Origin of the sequence: Actinoplanes sandaracinus, assembly GCF_030009775.1 — a bacterium.
GTDB classification, from domain to species: Bacteria; Actinomycetota; Actinomycetes; order Mycobacteriales; family Micromonosporaceae; genus Actinoplanes; species Actinoplanes sandaracinus.
Genome location: NZ_JASCTH010000007.1, coordinates 110,090 through 128,224, shown reverse-complemented (window position 1 = coordinate 128,224; position 18,135 = coordinate 110,090). Strand labels below are relative to the sequence as shown.

The 18,135-nt window shown below is 70.4% G+C and carries 16 protein-coding genes; 8 read left to right on the top strand and 8 right to left on the bottom strand.

Going from position 1 to position 18,135, the window contains the following annotated elements; all coding sequences use genetic code 11:
* Position 1: 1 nt before the first annotated feature.
* Positions 2 to 1,984, top strand: coding sequence for an alpha-glucuronidase (locus QLQ12_RS12495; protein WP_282759581.1), 1,983 nt, complete (start codon positions 2 to 4; stop codon positions 1,982 to 1,984).
* 21 nt (positions 1,985 to 2,005) lie between these two features.
* On the opposite strand, the gene QLQ12_RS12490 is transcribed toward QLQ12_RS12495, so the two are convergent.
* From QLQ12_RS12490 to QLQ12_RS12465, 6 genes are read right to left on the bottom strand one after another with little or no spacing between them, the layout of a single operon-like run.
* On the bottom strand, positions 2,006 to 3,793 hold the full coding sequence (locus QLQ12_RS12490; protein ID WP_282759579.1) for a beta-galactosidase: 1,788 nt from the start codon (positions 3,791 to 3,793) through the stop codon (positions 2,006 to 2,008).
* Complete coding sequence (locus QLQ12_RS12485; RefSeq protein WP_282759578.1) at positions 3,790 to 4,443, bottom strand: hypothetical protein; 654 nt, start codon at positions 4,441 to 4,443, stop codon at positions 3,790 to 3,792. Before QLQ12_RS12485 ends, QLQ12_RS12490 begins: the two co-directional genes overlap by 4 nt.
* The gene (locus tag QLQ12_RS12480) at positions 4,440 to 5,918 is read right to left on the bottom strand and encodes a GH39 family glycosyl hydrolase (protein ID WP_282759577.1); all 1,479 of its coding nucleotides are present in this window, start codon (positions 5,916 to 5,918) and stop codon (positions 4,440 to 4,442) included. The genes QLQ12_RS12485 and QLQ12_RS12480 overlap by 4 nt, the downstream gene beginning before the upstream one ends.
* Positions 5,918 to 7,564, bottom strand: coding sequence for an ABC transporter substrate-binding protein (locus QLQ12_RS12475; RefSeq protein ID WP_282759576.1), 1,647 nt, complete (start codon positions 7,562 to 7,564; stop codon positions 5,918 to 5,920). Before QLQ12_RS12475 ends, QLQ12_RS12480 begins: the two co-directional genes overlap by 1 nt.
* Before the next feature lie 10 nt (positions 7,565 to 7,574).
* The gene (locus tag QLQ12_RS12470) at positions 7,575 to 8,444 is read right to left on the bottom strand and encodes a carbohydrate ABC transporter permease (RefSeq protein ID WP_282759574.1); all 870 of its coding nucleotides are present in this window, start codon (positions 8,442 to 8,444) and stop codon (positions 7,575 to 7,577) included.
* Positions 8,441 to 9,478 (bottom strand): ABC transporter permease, encoded by a 1,038-nt coding sequence (locus tag QLQ12_RS12465; RefSeq protein WP_282759573.1) that lies wholly within the window; start codon positions 9,476 to 9,478, stop codon positions 8,441 to 8,443. The genes QLQ12_RS12470 and QLQ12_RS12465 overlap by 4 nt, the downstream gene beginning before the upstream one ends.
* A gap of 103 nt (positions 9,479 to 9,581) precedes the next feature.
* Between QLQ12_RS12465 and QLQ12_RS12460 the strand changes: the two genes are divergently transcribed.
* The 5 genes from QLQ12_RS12460 to QLQ12_RS12440 all read left to right on the top strand — a co-directional run bounded on the left by QLQ12_RS12460 (position 9,582) and on the right by QLQ12_RS12440 (position 13,669).
* A complete protein-coding gene (locus QLQ12_RS12460; protein ID WP_282759571.1) occupies positions 9,582 to 10,610 on the top strand; it encodes an acetylxylan esterase in 1,029 nt (342 codons plus the stop codon).
* Between the two features lie 234 nt (positions 10,611 to 10,844).
* Positions 10,845 to 12,035, top strand: a complete 1,191-nt coding sequence (locus tag QLQ12_RS12455) for an alpha/beta hydrolase family protein (RefSeq protein WP_282759570.1) — start codon at positions 10,845 to 10,847, stop codon at positions 12,033 to 12,035.
* Positions 12,036 to 12,386: 351 nt separating this feature from the next.
* The gene (locus QLQ12_RS12450; RefSeq protein WP_282759569.1) at positions 12,387 to 12,848 is read left to right on the top strand and encodes an SRPBCC family protein; all 462 of its coding nucleotides are present in this window, start codon (positions 12,387 to 12,389) and stop codon (positions 12,846 to 12,848) included.
* A complete protein-coding gene (locus QLQ12_RS12445; protein ID WP_282759567.1) occupies positions 12,845 to 13,195 on the top strand; it encodes an ArsR/SmtB family transcription factor in 351 nt (116 codons plus the stop codon). Before QLQ12_RS12450 ends, QLQ12_RS12445 begins: the two co-directional genes overlap by 4 nt.
* Before the next feature lie 30 nt (positions 13,196 to 13,225).
* On the top strand, positions 13,226 to 13,669 hold the full coding sequence (locus QLQ12_RS12440) for an SRPBCC family protein (RefSeq protein ID WP_282759566.1): 444 nt from the start codon (positions 13,226 to 13,228) through the stop codon (positions 13,667 to 13,669).
* Between the two features lie 269 nt (positions 13,670 to 13,938).
* Here QLQ12_RS12440 and QLQ12_RS12435 read toward each other — a convergent pair whose 3' ends face one another.
* Together QLQ12_RS12435 and QLQ12_RS12430 are read right to left on the bottom strand one after the other, a co-directional pair.
* The gene (locus QLQ12_RS12435; protein WP_282759565.1) at positions 13,939 to 14,241 is read right to left on the bottom strand and encodes a hypothetical protein; all 303 of its coding nucleotides are present in this window, start codon (positions 14,239 to 14,241) and stop codon (positions 13,939 to 13,941) included.
* A 77-nt stretch (positions 14,242 to 14,318) separates the two neighbouring features.
* Complete coding sequence (locus tag QLQ12_RS12430) at positions 14,319 to 14,906, bottom strand: dihydrofolate reductase family protein (protein WP_282759564.1); 588 nt, start codon at positions 14,904 to 14,906, stop codon at positions 14,319 to 14,321.
* Positions 14,907 to 15,041: 135 nt separating this feature from the next.
* On the opposite strand from QLQ12_RS12430, the gene QLQ12_RS12425 reads away from it, so the two are divergent.
* Together QLQ12_RS12425 and QLQ12_RS12420 are read left to right on the top strand one after the other, a co-directional pair.
* Positions 15,042 to 15,608, top strand: coding sequence for a TetR/AcrR family transcriptional regulator (locus QLQ12_RS12425; protein ID WP_282759563.1), 567 nt, complete (start codon positions 15,042 to 15,044; stop codon positions 15,606 to 15,608).
* Between the two features lie 121 nt (positions 15,609 to 15,729).
* On the top strand, positions 15,730 to 18,093 hold the full coding sequence (locus QLQ12_RS12420) for a glycoside hydrolase family 65 protein (RefSeq protein ID WP_282759561.1): 2,364 nt from the start codon (positions 15,730 to 15,732) through the stop codon (positions 18,091 to 18,093).
* Positions 18,094 to 18,135 lie beyond the last annotated feature (42 nt).

The following is an 18,135-nucleotide window of genomic DNA, read 5'->3' as shown; positions in this document are numbered from 1 at the left end:
AGTGGGGATCCATGCGGCATGGCTGCCGTCCGAGGCCTTCCGGGCGCTCGGCGCCAGGCGGGTCCTGGTCGCGGGGGCCGGGCCGATCGTCGAGACCGTGTGGGACGAGGTGACACGGGCCTGTGACCGGTTCGGCGGGGCGGCATATCGTTCGGGGCTGTCGGCCGAGGTGCCCGCCCATCTCGATCTCGTGCTCAGCACGGCGGGCCGGTGCCCGGGCGCCGGCTCCGCCTCGGCCGCCTCACCCACGGAGGGACCGGCCGCCTCACCCACGGAGGGATTCGTGCTGGGCCGGCGCGCGGAGAGCACGACGGTGCTGGCCGACGGGGCGGCCGGAATGCTGTACGGCCTGTTCGAGATCGCCCGCCGCGGCGAGTCCGCCTTCGATCCGGGCCTCGCCGACGAACGCCACGACCCGGCGCTGCTCCTGCGCGTGCTCGACCACTGGGACAACGTCGACGTGCACCCGGTGATGGGCCAGGTCGAACGCGGCTACTCCGGCGGCTCGATCTTCTGGCACCAGGGGCGGCCGCACGACGACCTCACCCGGGTGCGGTCCTACGCCCGGCTGCTCGCCGCCTGCGGCATCAACGCGATCACGGTCAACAACGTCAACGTCCACCTCTCCGAGACCCGCCTGCTGACCAGCCGACTCGACGAGGTCGCGGCCATCGCCGGAATCATGCGGGCGTATGGCGTACGCGTCCATCTCTCGGTCAACTTCGCCGCCCCGGTGATCCTCGGTGACCTGCCGACCGCCGACCCGCTCGAAGACACGGTCCGGCAGTGGTGGGCGCAGACGACAGAGCGAGTGTTCGAGGCGATCCCCGACTTCGGCGGCTACCTGGTCAAGGCCGACTCGGAAGGGCAGCCCGGCCCGTTCACCTACGGGCGCGGCCACGACGACGGGGCGAACATGCTCGCCGCGGCACTCGCGCCGCACGACGCGGTGGTCCGCTGGCGGGCGTTCGTCTACGACCACCGGCAGGACTGGCGTGACCGGTCCACCGACCGGGCGCGGGCGGCCCACGACCATTTCGCCCCGCTCGACGGCCGGTTCCACGACAACGTGATCGTGCAGGTCAAGCACGGCCCGATGGACTTCCAGACGCGGGAGCCGGTGTCCCCGGTGCTGTCGGCGATGCCCGCCACCCGGCTGGCGGTCGAGCTGCAGGTCACCCAGGAGTACACCGGCCAGCAGAAGCACGTCTGCTACCTGGCGCCGATGTGGTCCGGCGTGCTGGCCGAGGTCGCCGGCCAGGTGGGCGCCCTGGCCGCGGTCTCCAACGTGGGCTCCGACGAGTTCTGGACCGGCCACCCGCTCGCCCAGGCCAACCTGTACGCCGCCGGCCGTCTCGCCTGGGATCCGCACCGGGGCCCGGTGGCGCTCCTCGACGAGTGGATCGACCTGACCTTCCCGTCCGCTCCCGGCCCGCTGCGGAGCATCCTGCACGACCTGATGGACGAGTCCTGGCGGACGTACGAGCAGTACACCGCCCCGCTCGGGGTCGGCTTCATGGTCCGGCCCGGCCACCACTACGGGCCCGACGTCGACGGCTACGAGTACACGCCGTGGGGCACCTACCACTTCGCCGACCGTGACGGGGTCGGCGTGGACCGCACCCGGACCACCGGGACCGGGTTCGCCGGCCAGTACCCGCACGATCGCTACGAGTCGGTCGCCACCTGCCCCGACGAGCTGCTGCTCTTCTTCCACCATGTGCCGTACGGCCATGTCCTGCACAGCGGCGTCACGGTGATCCAGCACATCTACGACACCCACTTCGCCGGCGCGGAACGGGTGACGGCCATGCGGCAGCGGTGGCGGCGGGCCGAGGGCCTGGTCGATCCCGCGCTGTACGCCCGGGTCGCCGACCGCCTCGACGAACAGGTGCGCAGCGCCGGGGAGTGGCGCGACCAGATCAACACGTACTTTCACCGGAAGTCCGGAGTCCCCGACGCGCACGGCCGCCGCATCCACTGAGGGGGCGTGCCCCGGCGGCTCTCATCGATCGGTGACGATCACCATGACGTCGTGGGCGTCCAGCGTCACCACCTGACCGCGGGTGACGCGGTCGCCGGAGAGCAGGTCGCCGTAGGTGTTGCGGGTGACCGCCGCCGTACCCGCGTAGAAGTCGCTCCGGTATCTCCCGACGACCTCGGCGCCCTGGGGGATGACCAACTCGAACAGCAGGCGCGCCGCGACCGCCGCCGGGCCGATCGCCACCGGGTTCACGTGGTCGCTCTCCCGGGCGTCCCACTCGTCGACGCGCACGCCCATCAGCGGGCCGAGCGGCCCCGGCACGTCGGTGAGGAACGCGTTGTCGTTCTCGTCGACCCGTCCGGACAGGAACGTCGTCACCACCGAACCACCGCGTGCGGCGACCTCGGACAGCCGCGCCGCCAGGTCGCCCTTGACCATGTGCAGGACGGGCGCCACCACCACGTCGTAGCCGGTCAGGTCGGCGGTCACCGGGACCACGTCGAGGCCGGCGCCCGCGTCCCACAGCGCCCGGTGATAGGCCTGCACCACGTCGAGGTAGCGGACCAGCCGGGACGGGCCGTCCGAGATCTCCAGCGCCCACCAGCTGTCCCAGTCGAACAGCAGCGCCACCCGTGCCGGGGTCCGGCCGCCCAGGGTGGCCGGACCGATCCGCCGGAGTTCGGCGCCCAGCGCGGCGACCTCGCGGAACACCCGGGTGTCGGCGCGGCCGGCGTGACCGATCACGGCGCCGTGGTATTTCTCGCTGGCCCCGCGCCCGGCCCGCATCTGGAAGAACAGGACCGCGTCGGCGCCGTGTGCCACCGCCTGCCAGCTCCACAGTCGCATCACGCCGGGCCGCTTGAGCGGGTTGACGTCGCGGCACGCGGTCACGCTCGGGGTCTGTTCCATCAGCCAGAACGGTTGCCCGTCCTTGAGACCGCGCATCAGGTCGTGGGCGAGCGCCATCCGGGCCGCGGACCGGTCGTCGGGCGGGTAGTTGTCCCAGGAGACGAAGTCGAGGTGCGGCGCCCACCGGTGGTAGTCGACCGGCCGGTACAGGCCCATGAAGTTGGTGGTCACCGGGGTGTCCGGGTCGGACTCGCGGATCGCCGCCTTCTCGTCGGAGAAGTTGGCGAGCATCGCGTCCGACATGAACCGCAGATAGTCCAGGGTGATGCCCTGGAAGGCGGTGTGGTCGGGTCCGCGCCAGTGTTCGGTGAGCGCCGACGGCGGCTCGATCTCGTCCCAGTCGGTGAACGTGTGCGACCAGAAAGTGGTGTACCAGGCCGCGTTCAGGCCGTCCAGAGTGGAGTAGCGGGTGCGCAGCCAGCCCCGGAAACCCGCCGCACAGTATGAGCAGTAGCAGGCGCCGCCATATTCGTTGCCGACGTGCCACGCGATGATCGCGGGATGGCCGGCGTAGCGCCGCGCGATCCGGCGGGCCGTCTCGGCCGAGAGCCGCCGGAACTCCGGTGAGCTGGGACAGGAGTTGTGCCGCTGGCCGTACCGGTGCTTGCGTCCTTCGAAGTCGGTGCGGGTCACCGACGGGTACGCCTTCGCCAGCCAGGGAGGGTGCGCGCCGGTCCCGGTGGCCAGGCAGATCCGCCTGCCCGCGGCGGCGGCCCTGCTCACGATCCGGTCCAGGGTCGAGAAGTCGTAGACGTCCGGCGCCGGCTGCGTCAGTGCCCAGGTGAACACTCCGACGGTGAGCGTGTCGATGTGTGCGGCGTCGAACAGCCGGTGGTCGGTGTCCCACACCTCGGCCGGCCACTGCTCCGGGTTGTAGTCGCCGCCGTAGGGGATCGTCACCGGGTGAAGTCCCTCCGGATCACGGCGATCAGCTTCCGGCTGTTGGCGAGCAGCACCAGCGCCAGCACCGAGCCGGCCAGCGCCAGCACGGCCTCCGAGAAGATCAGGATCCCGGCGAGGACGACGATGACGAGGCAGACGTTGGCGAGGGTCACCGGAGGCGTCCGGACCAGGGTGTACGCCGCCAGGCGCACCACATCACGGGTGCGGAACTCGAACAGCGAAGTGATCACGAGCGCGTTCAGCATCCACAGCGTGACGCCCATCAGCAGGACCGGCCCGGCCAGACCGGTCGCGCCGAGGTGAGCCAGGTTCAGCGTGAGAACGGTCAGCCAGATCGCCCAGACCGGCAACGCGCCGCGGGCGTTGAGCCGGTAGCCGTGCAGGAACACGCTCGCCGGCCGCAGGTCGGTCAGGTCGAGCCGCCGGTGGTGCAGCGTGTAGAGGGCCGCCGACAGCGCCGGCCCGGCGGGCAGCGCGCACAACGCGGCCAGCGGCAGGTTGGACGGGTCCCGGTCGAGCAGCACCAGGACGGCCAGTCCCGGCCCGGCGGTGACCAGCAGCAGCGACTCGACGACGATCAGGTGATAGGCGAGCGCCGCCGCCTGCGCGAGCAGGCCCGTCCCGAAACGCTCCTGGACGGCGCTCACGACGGTCCGTCCAGCAGGTCGTCGTCGTCCCACCACGGCGGCGCCGAGCCGGTCACCGGGGTGATCTCCAGCAGGGTCACCTCGTGCCGGGCGAGGGCGATCTCCATGTCGACGCGGCCGTCACGCACCGGCAGGCGGCGATGGCTGCGAGCCGGTTCGGCGGCCTCCCGCAGCGTGTCGAACTGGCGGGGGAGCGGGGACGGGGGACGGCCCATCTCCTGCCAGGCCGCGAAGGCGTTGCCGTGCTCCTCGTCGACGGTCGAGCGCAGCAGGAACGCCGCCGGCGCGTCGACCGGCACCGAGAACCGCAGGTTGTGCGTGCGCGGGGACCGGCCGGCGCCGGTGTGGTCGACCGGCGCCCAGGCGAGCACGGTCACCCGGCCGTCCGCGTCGGTGGTGATCAGGTGATCGGGGCCGCGGGAGAGGAACCGGTCGCCCATGCGCGCGACGAAGGCGTACAGATGGAAGGCCGGTTTCTTGATCTGGCGGTGGGTGAGGAGGCCGAAGCCGCCGTGGAACAGTTCGGTGGGGACGTCCGCCTCCTCGAACACGTCGCTGAAGGTCCAGTACGAGAAGGAGTCGGCGGGGTCGCCGCCGGCGGCGACCACGGGCGCCAGATAGGCGGCCTGGAACGCGGTGTCGTGGATCGGGTTGTCGGGACAGTAGGAGGAGTTGAACTCGGTGATGTGCACCGGCAGATCCGCGAGCGGGGTGCCGGCCAGTTGTTTGCGGGGCAGGGCGAACTGGTCGAGCAGGCGCGACGCCGGGGCCAGCCTCTGACGGCTGCCGAACGGCACGTGCCGGGCGGGGCCCGAGGTGTAGGCGTGCCGGCTCACGAAGTCGATCGGCACGTCGTGACCGATCACGAAGTCGGCGAACCTCTCCAGCCACTCGTCCGCGCCGGGGGAGATGGCCGGGCCGCCGACCCGCAACTGCGCGTCCACCTCCTTGATCGCCTCGGCGCTCACCTGGTAGAGCCGGTAGTAGGCGTCGGCGTCCGCGCCCTGCCAGAACTGGGTCAGGTTCGGCTCGTTCCACACCTCGATCGGCCAGCCGCGGACCTCGTCGAGCCCGTACCGGTCGACCAGGTGGGTGACGGTCGCCCGCACCAGATCGGCCCACGCTCTCCAGGAGCGCGGGGGCGTGACGTTGCCGCGCCACCAGAAGACCGTCTGGTCACCGGAGGCGAGCCCGGACGGCATGAACCCCAGCTCCAGAAAGGGCCGGATCCCCAGTTCGAGATAGGCGTCGACGACCTGATCCAGATAGGTGAAGGAATACCGCACGTGCTCCTGCTCCAGGTGCCGGAACGGGCGGTGGATGCCCATGCCGTCGCTGAACAGGCCGTGCCCGCGGATATGCCGGAAACCGATCTCGCGCTGGATCAGGGCCAGCGAATCCTGATAGTCGCGGCGCAGCGCCAGGTCCATCCGGCCGGTGCCGACACAGGCGCGCCAGGCGTCGGAGAACCGCATCAGCCGTGCGCCTTCTTGTAGCGCTCGTACGCCTTGTTGACGATGTCCAGGTATTTCGTGGAGTTCTTGCCCTCCAGTTCTTTGACGTAGGCGTCCCATTCGCCCAGCGGCCGCTGGCCGAGGATGAACCGCAGCGTGTTCTGGAAGACGTGGTCCTTGAGCGCCGAGTCCCAAAGCGTGACCTGTTCGCGTTCCTCGGCCGACAACGGGGCGGGCGGGGGGACCGGCTGGGCCTTGCGTTTGTTCATCTCGGCCTGGAAGGCCTTCTCCTCGTCGGAGAACTGCGTGCTGAGCAGCTTGGTGCTGCCGCCGTAGGAGAAGACGCCGTTGGAGTACCCGTAGTCGACCTGCAGGCCCTTGGGCGCGTCCGGGTTCAGGCCGGCCCATTTGACGCCCGGGTCGAGCTTGAAGGTGCCGTCCTCGATGCTGCCGCTGTAGGTCTGTCCCTCGATGCCCCACTTGCTGAACAACTGGCCGGCGTCGGAGTACCAGACCCAGTCGATGAACTGCATCATGGCCACGAAGTTCTTGCTCTCGGCGGCCTTCTTGGAGATCATGATGCCGTTCTCCAGGCGGTTGTAACCGGGCAGTGTCGCGCCCATCGGCCCGGTCGGCAGGATCATCTTGGCCACCGTCGCGCCGGGGATCTTCGCGATGTCCTTGCGGGCCTCGTTCACCAGGGTCTGGGCGTTGCAGCTCATCACGAACGACTTGCCGGCGGCGAACTTCTGCCGGGCGTTGTCGTCGGTCTGGGTGAAGCTCTCCGGGTCGACCAGGCCCTCGGTGACCAGCTTGTTCAGGTACTCCAGCATCTGCCGGTACTGATCCATCGCTCCGGAGTAGACGAACCTGCCGGCGGCGGCGTCCCAGACGGCCGGGGTCCAGCCCCAGCCGGCGCGCGCGCCGTACGCGGTGCCGACCAGATTGATCAGGTTGTTGCCGCCGGGCTGCGGCGGAGTGCTCCACCGGTCGGACAGCGGATAGCGGTCCGGGTACGCCTTCTTCATCTCGCGCAGCACGTTCGCCAGGTCGTCCCATGTCTGCGGGGCGGTGAGGCCGAGTTTGTCCATGATGTCGGTGCGCACCGCGAGCGAGTAGTCCTGCCAGACGTTCTCGTGCAGGCCGGGCAGCAGGTAGTACTTGCCGTTCTCGGCCTTGAACCCGTCCACGTTGGGCTGCAGGTTCCAGCGGGCGAGCTTGTCGGAGTAGTTCGGCATCAGGTCGACGTAGTCGCTCACCGGCAGGATCGCCCCGCCGGCGATGAACGCCTCCTCGTCCGGGTGGTAGGTCTTCGGGATGATGAACGGGGCGTTCCCGGCGCTCACCATCACGCTGCGCTTCTGGTTGTAGTCGCTGCCCGGGACGGCGGTCGCCTCCAGCGACACGTTGGTCCGCCTGGTCAACTCGGTGAGGAACGGCCAATCCGCCTTGTACGGATAGGTCTGGTTGCTGAGCATCATGATCGAGAACGTGAGCGGCTCGGTGGCCTTGAACTGGTCACCGACCTTGAACGCGTCCATGGCTCCGGCCCGTTTGCCGTCGAGGCCCTCCTTCGCGTCCGGCTCGTCGTCGCCGCAGCCGGCCAGACCGGCGACAGCCGCGGCGCCGGCAGCGGTCAGGAGATGACGTCTGGTCAGTGGGATCATGGGAGGGCTCCTAGCCTTTGACGGCTCCGAGCGTGACGCCGGAGACGAAGAACCTCTGGATGAACGGATAGACGAGCATGATCGGCAGCATGGTCAGCACGATCGTGACGGCCTGGATGCTCGCGGCGATCTGCAGCGCGGCCTCACTGCTCGCGGTGTTGTCGGTGCCGGCGGTGGCGCCGGCGATCAGATTGCGCAGATAGACGGTGACCGGGAACAACTCCTGCCGGTCCATGTAGAGGAACCCGGCGAACCACGAATTCCAGAACGACACCGCGTAGAACAGCAGCATCGTCGCGAGTACCGCCTTCGAGAGCGGCAGCACGATCCGCAGCAGCGTGCCGTAGGTGCCCGAGCCGTCGACCGCCGCGGCCTCCTCCAGCTCGGACGGCAGGCTCTCGAAGAACGCCTTCATCACCAGCAGGTTGAACACGCTGATCGCGTTCGGCAGCACGATCGCCCACAGCGAGTTGCGCAGGCCGAGCGTGCTGACCAGCACATAGTTGGGGATCAGCCCGCCGTTGAAGAACATGGTGAACACCGCGATCCCGACCAGCAGGCCGCGGCCCTTCAGGTTCTTCTTCGACAGCACGTACGCGTAACAGGTCGTCAGCACCAGCGCGATGGCCGTGGCCACCACCGTGTAGACGACGGTGTTGCGATAGTTCGTCCAGAACAGAGCGTCGGACATCACCCGCTCGTACGTGGTGAGGTTGAACCCTTTCGGCCAGAACGTGACCTGACCCGCCCGGATCTCCTGCTCGCCGCTGAACGAGCGGGCCACGATGTTGACGAACGGGAACAACGTCACGAGCACCACGCCGGCCAGCGCCACCGCGTTGACCGCCTGGAACGCCCGGTACCCCCGGGTCACGGTCACCACAGGCTCGTCCCGGTGGTCCGCCGCGACAGCGTGTTCGCGCCCAGCACCAGCGCCAGCCCGATCAGCGCCTCGAACAGGCCGATCGCGGTGGCGTAACTGAAGCTGCCGGAGACGATGCCGACCCGGTACAGATAGGTGGAGACGACGTCCGCCGTCGTGAAGGTCAGCGGGTTGTAGAGCAGCAGCACCTTCTCGAAACCGACCGCCAGGAACGTGCCGATGTTGAGGATCAGCAGCGTGATCATCGTCGGCCGGATCCCGGGCAGCGTCACGTGCCACGTCTGCCGCCACCGGTTCGCGCCGTCCACCTTCGCCTGGTCGTACAGGTCGTGGTCGATCGTGGTCAGCGCCGCGAGGTAGAGGATCGTGCCCCAGCCGACGGTCTGCCACACCTCCGACGAGACGTAGATGGTGCGGAACCAGCCGGCCTCCTGGATGAACGCGACCGGATCCTCCCCGGCCGCCCGCAACCCCTGATTGATCACCCCGTCCACCGACACCGTCTGCAGCACCAGGCCGGCGACGACCACGATCGACAGGAAGTGCGGCAGGTACGACACGGTCTGCACCAGGCCCTTGAGCCACCGGGTGCGCACCTCGTTGAGCAGCAGGGCCAGCACGATCGGCAACGGGAAGCAGAACAGCAGAGTGAGCCCGCCGAGCACCACGGTGTTGGTGAACACCTGCCAGAACGTGGGGTCGGCCAGGAACATCTCGAAATAGCGCAGCCCGACCCACCGCTCGCCGAACAGGTCACCGCCCGGCTCGTACCGGCGGAACGCGATGACGTTGCCCAGCATCGGCAGATAGCGAAAGACCAGGAAGAACATCAGCGGGAGTACGGCCAGCGAGTACAACTGCCAATCCCGGCGCAGCGCCTGCCTCCAGGTGCGACCCGGCGCTCGTCTCGCGCCGCCGCCCACCGTGCCCGTCCTGTCCCCGGCCGCGGGTTCTCTCAGGTCACCGCGCGGCGCCTCGCTCAGGCCGCCGGCCACAGGCGTTTTCAGGTCGCCGTCCGCTGGCTTTCTCATGTCACCTCCCGCCGAAACTTTCGGAGATTTCATCGATGTAACGAGATGTCTGGCGGCGAACGTAAGCCCGGTACGGAAGGCATGTCAACAGTGGACTTCGTCGATGGGAGGAAAGTATGGTTGCTGGCACCGGGGTCGCAACTACCGACATCGGCACGTCATTTTTCGGCTCCTCTGGGGGCACGCTATTCAGACACAACCCGAACCCGACGACTTCGACGCCTTCTGGAAGGCGACCCTCGCCGCGGCCGACGGCCCGCCCATCCTGGACGTCCATCCCGAGCCGAACGGCCTTCCCCTGTTCGACTGCTGGGACGTCACGTTCGCCGGATTCGACGGCGACCCGATCCGCGCCTGGTACACCCGGCCCGCCGGTCAGCGCGGCCCACTGCCCGCCGTCGTGGAATACGCCGGTTACGGCCGTGGGCGCGGGTTGCCGCACGAACGGCTCACCTGGCCGGCCGCCGGATACGCCCATCTGCTGATGGACAATCGGGCCCAGGGCGACCAGTACGGTTCCGGCGGCGACACCCCCGACCCGCAGGGCACCGCGGCGGGCCTGCTCGCCCGGGGCATCCTCTCGCCGTACGACTACTACTACCGCCGGCTCATCACCGACGCGGCCCGGGCCGTCCACGCGCTGAGAGCCCTGCCCGGCGTCGACCCGCATCGCGTCGCCGTGGCCGGCAACAGCCAGGGCGGCGGGCTGGCCCTCGCCGTCGCCGGTCTGGTCCCCGACGTGGCCGCGGTGCTCACCTCGGCGCCGTTCCTCTGCCAGATCCAGCGCGCCGTCGACCTGGCCGGCACCGAACCGTACAACCTCATCGCCGCCTACCTGGCCGTCCACCGCGACGCCGCCCCCGCGGTCTGGAACACCCTGGCGTATGTGGACGCCGTCACCTTCGCCCGCCGGGCCGTCGCGCCCGTCCACTTCGGTATCGGTCTGCGCGACACCGTGTGCCCGCCGGACACCGGCTTCGCCGCCTATGACCAGTACGGCTCGGCCAACGGCCGCTCCGCCCCGCCGTCTCGGACCATGCGGGTCTATCCGTACAACGGCCATGAGGGCGGGGAGGCCTTCCACACCCGAGACCAACTCCGCTGGCTCGCCGCCACCCTCGATTCCGCCTGACGAAGGGAAGCGAGGAATTCATGGCGAGCGGACATCGTCTCCTCTCCGGTCACCGACGCGGTTGAGGGCGGCGTGACGGTCCGCGCGGTCCCGGCTTCGGTGACCCGTCCGGCCGGACCTGAGCGCACGACGGGACTTCTTCTGCGCGACGCCGGCGGAGGTAGTGCTGGGTCTACCCCCGGATGTCCACGGTGGGTGACTGTGCTGGGCGGGCCGGTGCGGTTGGCTGGACGCATGACGACACGGATGGATATCGCCAAGAAGGCCGCCGCTGCGTTCGTGGTGGCGGCCACCGCCTTCGTACCGCCGGCTCTGTCGGTCTCACCGGCCGCCGCGACGGTCGCCGCCGGCTATGAGACGGCCGCGTCGCGGTTCGTGTTGCCGGTCCCGTCGGGGGCCCACGCCGTGGGGCGAGAGGTGCTGCATCTGGTCGACCGGAGCCGGCGGGACCCGTGGGTGCCGGCGAGCCCACGTGAGCTGATGGTGTCGATGTACTACCCGGCGGCGGCCCGCCCCGGGCCGGCGGCGACCTACCTGACCGTGGACGAGGCACGCCGGTTCGTCGAGGACCGCAAGGTGTCCGGCCTCGTCGAGCCGGAGGAGCTCAGTGCGACTCGCACGGCCGCCCGCAGGTCGGCGCAGCCGCGCCGGGGCCGTTACCCGCTGGTGGTGCTCTCGCCCGGCTTCACCCTGCACCGACACACCCTCACCCACCTGGCCGAGGAACTCGCCAGCCGAGGATATGTCGTCGCCCTGGTGGACCACGCCCACGAGTCGGCCGGGACCGCGTTCCCGGGTGGGCGGCTGATCGCCTGCACCGCCTGCGACGTGTTCGAGCAGCAGGAGAACGACGACCTCGCGCGGGTCGCCGAGGGCCGGGCGGCGGATGTGTCGTTCCTGCTCGACCGGCTGACCGGGGTCCGCCCGGCCTGGCGGCACGCCGGCCTGATCGACCGCCGCCGGATCGGCATGGCGGGGCACTCGATCGGCGGCAATGCGGCGGCGGCGACGATGGCGGCCGACCGGCGGGTCCGGGCCGGGATCAACATGGACGGCACCCAGTTCGCGCCGCTGCCCGCCGACGGGCTGGCCGGGCGGCCGTTCATGCTGTTCGGCGCGCCCGGCCACAGTCCGGGCGTGAACCCCAGGGACACCACCTGGGACCGGGACTGGGCACGGCTCGACGGCTGGAAGCGCTGGTTCACCGTCACCGGCACCGGGCATCTCGATTTCAGCGACACCTCGGTGCTCTCCGAGCAGGCGGGGCTGCCGGACAACGGCTCGCCGCTGCCCGGCGACCGGACCGCGCGGATCGTCCGTGACTACGTGAACGCGTTCTTCGACCTGCACCTGCGCGGTGTCGCCCAGCCGCTGCTGGACGGGCCGGCCGCCGACCATCCGGAGGTCGTCTTCCACCAGCCGTGAGCGGCGGTCACACGATGCCGACATCGGCCGTCATCGCCGTGCCCTCGTGTTCCGGGGTCGTGACAGCGCGGCACGCGGCGGGCCCCGGTGGCCGGCGGGATTCACCGGCGTGCGCACAGTTTTGTCGCCGCTCGCCGCTCGCCGCTCGCCGCTCGCCGCGGTCGCCAGGTGATCCGGGACCTCACGATCATCTCTGAGCCCGCCGCGTCCGGCCGCTAGGTTCGGTCGCCCGCCTGTCGGCGCGGCTGATGGGCGCCGGCAGGTTGGCGACGCCTGAAACGCAACTAATGGTTGCGCATGACCCGCGCCAGGGCTACCGTGATGCGCAACCAAAGGTTGCGGGAGGTTGTCATGGAGACAGGTTCGATCGAGCGGGAGATCTACGTCGAGGCGTCGCCCGAGGTCGTGTTCGAGGTGGTGAGCAGCCCCGAGCACCTCAAGCAGTGGTGGCCGGACGACGCTCGCTACGGCACGGAGCCGGGTTCGTCCGGGGAGATCGTCTTCGGTGACCGCGATGCCGGCGGAACGGTGGTGGCGCTCACCGTCGTCGAGACGCGGCCGCCGGTGATGTTCTCGTTCCGGTGGACGCACCCGGCCGGCGAGACGGCGGCCGAGGGCAACTCGTTGCTGGTGACCTTCGATCTGGCGCCGTCCGGCGCCGGCACGCTGCTGAAGATGACCGAGACCGGCTTCCGCGAGATGGGCTGGGAGGTCGCCGTCCTGGAGGAGCAGTACCGGGACCACGTCAGTGGCTGGGACTTCTACCTTCCGCGGCTGGTGTCGTACGCCGCGAAGCTCGCGGTGCGGCCGTGAGCGTCCCGGTGGCCGACCCGGTCGACGATGATCTGTGGTCCGCGATCGGCGACCCGACCCGGCGCCGGATGCTCGACCTGCTGCTGGTCGACGGCCACGGCACGGCGACCACGCTGAGCCAGCAGATGTCGGTCACCCGGCAAGGGGTGGCCAAGCACCTCGGTGTCCTCGACCGCGCCGGCCTGGTCCGGGCGACCACGGCCGGCCGGGAGAAGTTGTACCGGGTCGACGACGCCCAGCTCGCGCGAGCCGTGGCCCAGCTGTCGTCGGTCGGCGCGGCGTGGGACGCCCGGCTGCAGCGGATCAAGCGGATCGCCGAGGCGATCCAGCGCAATCGGCAGGAATGACGACGAGATCGACCAAATCAGGAGGACGAGATGGTGGACATCCTGCACCGCGTGGGCGTCAAGACCCCGCAGCCGGAGAAGGTGTACGACGCGCTGACGACGATCGAAGGCCTCGCCGGCTGGTGGACCGAGGATACGAAGGGCAGCGCCGCCGAGGGTGGTGTTCTGGAGTTCCGCTTCCTGCCGGGCGGTTTCGACATGGAGGTCGTCGAGCTACGGCCGCGGGAGCGGGTGTCGTGGCGGGTCGTCGACGGGCCGGAGGAATGGATCGGCACCACGGTCGACTGGAACCTGCGGCAGGACGGCGATTACACGATCGTGCTGTTCCGGCATCAGGGCTGGGCGGCGCCGGTGGAGTTCATGCACCACTGCAGCACCAAGTGGGCTTCCTACCTGCTGAGCTTGAAGTCGCTGGTGGAGACCGGTGAGGGCGCCCCCTCGCCCCGCGACGTCCCGATCAGCGACTGGCACTGAGCCGGAGCCGCCGTCGGCGGTTTGGCTGGTACTGAGCGGGGAGCCGCCGTGGGCGGTCTGGCCGGCAATGAGTGGGAGCCCCCGTCGGCGGTCCGGCCGGCAATGGGCGGGGGCTGGTGTCGGCGGTCTGGCCGACATGGAGGCGGAGCGCCCGTCGGCATCGCGGCCGGCATGGAACGGGGGCTGGCACCGGCGTCCCGCCGGTATGGAGCCGGAGCTGCCGCCGGCGTCCCGACACGTCGGAACGCCGGCGGCAGCCCGGTCACGGATCAGCGGCGCAGCAGCGCCTGCCACCGGCTGCGCGGTCGCCGGGCCTCAGTGATCTTGCGGGCGCCCACCGTGCCGGCGACCGCGGTGACGACGAGCAGCAGGGTGGTCACCGCCGTCGTGCGGGGGCGGTTGCGGACGGCCTGGCCGGCCTGGCGGGCCTTGACCGGTGCGGCACTGAGAGCCTGCCGGACCCGCGAGCCGGACGCCGGGCCGTCGGTGTCGAGCAGCCGGTCACGGGTGGCGTCGATGTCAGCGCCCATCGTGCTGGTGCGGGCATCGGTGCTGGTGTCGTACATGGTCATGAGAAAGCCTTTCCACTGCGGACTTCGCGCTCGGTTCTCGCGATGGTCGTCTTCCGTATGCCCTGCCCGCCGGTCCGCTAACCCCGGGACGATGATCGGGCCGCGCGGTAGCGCAGCACGACGACGCCGCTTTCCAGCGGGGTGGCCTCGATCAGGGTGAACCGGTGCGGGTCGAACCCGGTCGCGGCGAGCTTGATGCCGTCACCGGCGATCGTCGGGTTGAGTTTGATGACCAACTCGTCGACGGCCGGCATGAGGTGCCCGGCGAGGCTGCCGCCGCCGGCGAGCCAGATGTCCTTGCCGGGCTGCTGTTTGAGCTTGTCGACGAAGTCGCGTGGATCCTCCGCGACGACCCGCACGGCCGGGTCGGGCGAGGTGGTGATCGTGCGCGAGAAGACGATCTGGGTCAGATGGGAGTAAGGGCTGGTGAAACCCTCTTTGAGGGCGGGCTCGTAGGTGTTGCGCCCCATCAGGACGGTGTCGAACTCCTGGTTGGGGCCGTCGACGCCGAACATCCCGCGGATGTGGGTGGGCACCGTCTCCGGATAGCGCGCGTTCATGAGCGCGGTGAGGTCGGCGGGCATGAGGAAGAAGTCCCACGAGCCGTCCGGCGCGGCGATGTAGCCGTCGAGGGTGCTGGCGACGTAGTAGACGAGCTTTCGCATGGAGGCCTCCTGGCGACGGGACGAGGGTGAGGAGAAGAGGGCGACGGGACGAGGGCGACAGGATGAGAACAGAACCACTATGGCTGTCGTGGTTCAACGTACAACAGCTGTAGTGGTTACTGCTACCGTGTCGCCATGCCGAGAAATCCGGATCGCCGTCGCCTCCTCGCCGACGCCGGCCTGCGCGTGCTCGCCGAGCAGGGCGCCCGCGGCCTCACCCACCGCGCCGTCGACACCGGGGCGGGGGTGCCCGCCGGCACCGCGTCGAACTATTTCCGCTCCCGCGACGCGCTGCTCGGCGCCCTCGGCGAACGGATCATGGAGCGGTTCGCCCCGGACGAGAAGGTCATCGCCGCCCTGGCCGCCCGCGAGCCGTCCCGCGAGCTGTTCATCGACTATCTGCGCTACATCCTGGAGCGCACCACCCGGCAGCCCGACGTGACCCGTGCGCTGATCGAGCTGCGGCTGGAGGCGGCCCGCCGCCCCGAGCTCGCCGAGATCCTCGGGGCGACCCTGCGCGGCGGCTTCCGCGACGACGTCGCCTTCCACGCCACCACCGGCCTGCCCGGCGGGGAGTTCGAGATCGCGCTGCTGCACTACGCCATGGACGGGCTGCTGCTGGACATGCTCACCACCTCGATCGGCGCCGCCGCCGACCCGGACGAGGTGGTCGCCGCCTTCGTCGAACGCCTGGTGACCTGAGAGCTCGCCGCCGAGCTGAGAAGGACGGGGCGGATCGCGGCCGAGGATTCAGGGAACTGCCAGTTTCCTCCGCACCGGCCTGGGCAATCGGCTTTGCCATGAACAGTTCCGGTCACATCGCATGATCAATGAAGAGATCTGCCCGGCGGACCCCTGGCAGGTGCGCGAGACGCGCCTCGACACCCGGTTGCTCGCCCAGATGGAGTCGGTGTTCGCGCTCGCCAACGGCTATCTCGGCCTGCGCGGCAACCTCGACGAGGGGGAGCCGCACGAGATCTCCGGCACCTACCTGAACTCGTTCTACGAACAGCGGCCACTGCCGTACCCGGAGGGCGGGTACGGCTATCCCGAGCAGGGGCAGACCGTCGTCAACGTCACCGACGGCAAGCTGATCCGCCTGATGGTCGACGACGAGCAGTTCCACATCGACCGGGGCCGGTTGCACGCCCACGAGCGGGTCCTCGACCTGCGGTCCGGGCTGCTGCGCCGTGACGTCGACTGGGAGTCGCCGGCCGGCCGCCGGGTGCGGGTCCGCAGCGAGCGACTGGTCTCGTTCACCCAGCGGGCGGTGGCCGCGATCGCCTACGAGGTCCAGGCGGGCGATCAGCCGGTCCGCGTCACCGCGCAGTCGGGCCTGGCCGCCAACGAGGAGCAGGTGAAGGTCTCCGATGATCCGCGGGTCGCGGCCGCGCTCAAGGACCCGCTGGTCGCCGTCGAGCAGGACACCGAGCAGCACGGCGCGGTGCTGCTGCACCGTACCCGGCGCAGCGGGCTGCTGATGGCCGCCGGAATGGACCACATCGTCGAGGCGCCCGGGGACTACGAGGAGGAGACCGACGTCCGGCCGGATTGGGCGAGGACGACCGTGGTCACCGTCCTGCCGCCCGGCGGGCGGCTGCGCATCGTCAAATTCCTGGGGTACGGGTGGAGCACGTCCCGCTCCACCGAGGCGATGCGCGACCAGATCGCCGCGGCCCTGCACGGCGCCCGCTACGCCGGGTGGGAGGGTCTGGTCGCCGAGCAGCGCGGCTACCTCGACGACTTCTGGGACGCCGCGGACGTGGAGATCGACGGTGACCCGGCGCTGCAGCAGGCCGTCCGGTTCGGGCTGTTCCACGTGCTGCAGGCCGGCGCCCGCGCCGAGCGGCGGGCCGTGCCGGGCAAGGGCCTGACCGGTCCCGGCTACGACGGTCACGCCTTCTGGGACACCGAGGGCTTCGTGCTGCCGCTCCTGACCTACGTCGCCCCGCAAGCCGCCGCGGACGCGCTGCGCTGGCGGTGGGCGATCCTGCCGCACGCCCGGGAGCGGGCCGCCACGCTGGGGTTGTCCGGCGCGGCGTTCCCGTGGCGGACCATCGGCGGCCAGGAGTGCTCGGCGTACTGGCCGGCCGGCACTGCCGCGCTGCACCTGAACGCGGTCGTGGCCCGGGCCGTCGACCGGTACCGGCAGATCACCGGCGACAGCTCCCTCGAACAGGAGTGCGGGCTGGAGATCCTGGTGGAGACGGCCCGCCTGTGGGAGTCGCACGGCCACCACGACGCCGACGGGGTCTGGCACGTCGACGGGGTCACCGGGCCCGACGAGTACAGCGCGGTCGCCGACGACAACGTCTTCACCAACCTGATGGCGGCCCGAAACCTGCGGGCCGCGGCCGAGGCCTGCGCCCGTCACCCCGAGCTGGCGAGACGGCTGGGTGTGCGGGCGGACGAGCCGGACACCTGGCGGGCGTGCGCGCACGCCGTGCACCTGCCGTACGACGAGCGGCTCGGCGTGCACCCGCAGTCGGCGGGCTTCACCCGGTACGCGCCCTGGCACTTCCCGCCCGAGCGCCCGGACGAGCCGCTGATGATGCGGGCCCCGTACTTCCAGCTCTACCGCCGACAGGTGTGCAAGCAGGCCGACCTGGTGCTGGCGATGCACTGGTGCGCCGACGACTTCACGCCCGCGCAGAAGGCCCGCAACGTCGACTACTACGAGCGGATCACCGTGCGGGACTCGTCGCTGTCGGCGTGCACCCAGGCGGTCATGTGCGCGGAGGTGGGCCACCTGGAGCTGGCGCACGACTACGCCTGGGAGGCCGCCATGGTCGACCTGCGCGACCTGCACGGCAACACCCGCGACGGCCTGCACATCGCGTCCCTGGCCGGGGCGTGGTCGGCGATCGTCGAGGGGTTCGGCGGGCTGCGGGAACGCGAGCACGGCCCGGTCCTGGCGCTGGCGCCGCGGCTGCCGTCCGGCATCACCCGGCTGCGGTTCAACCTGCGGCACAGCGGACTGCGGCTGCTGGTCGAGGCCGACCACGAGACGGCCCGGGTGAGCCTGCGCGACGGCGCCGACGGCCGGCTGCCGATCCTGCTGTACGGCGAGGAGGTGGAGGTGACCGCGGCCGAGGCGGTGACGCGTCCGGTCGTGCCCCTGGAACCGGTCCTGCCGCCGCCGCGGCAGCCACCGGGATACGCGCCGCGCCGCCGCGACGAACGATGAGGTCACCCGGACGGGTGGCGGTGGTCCCCACACCCCGTCGCA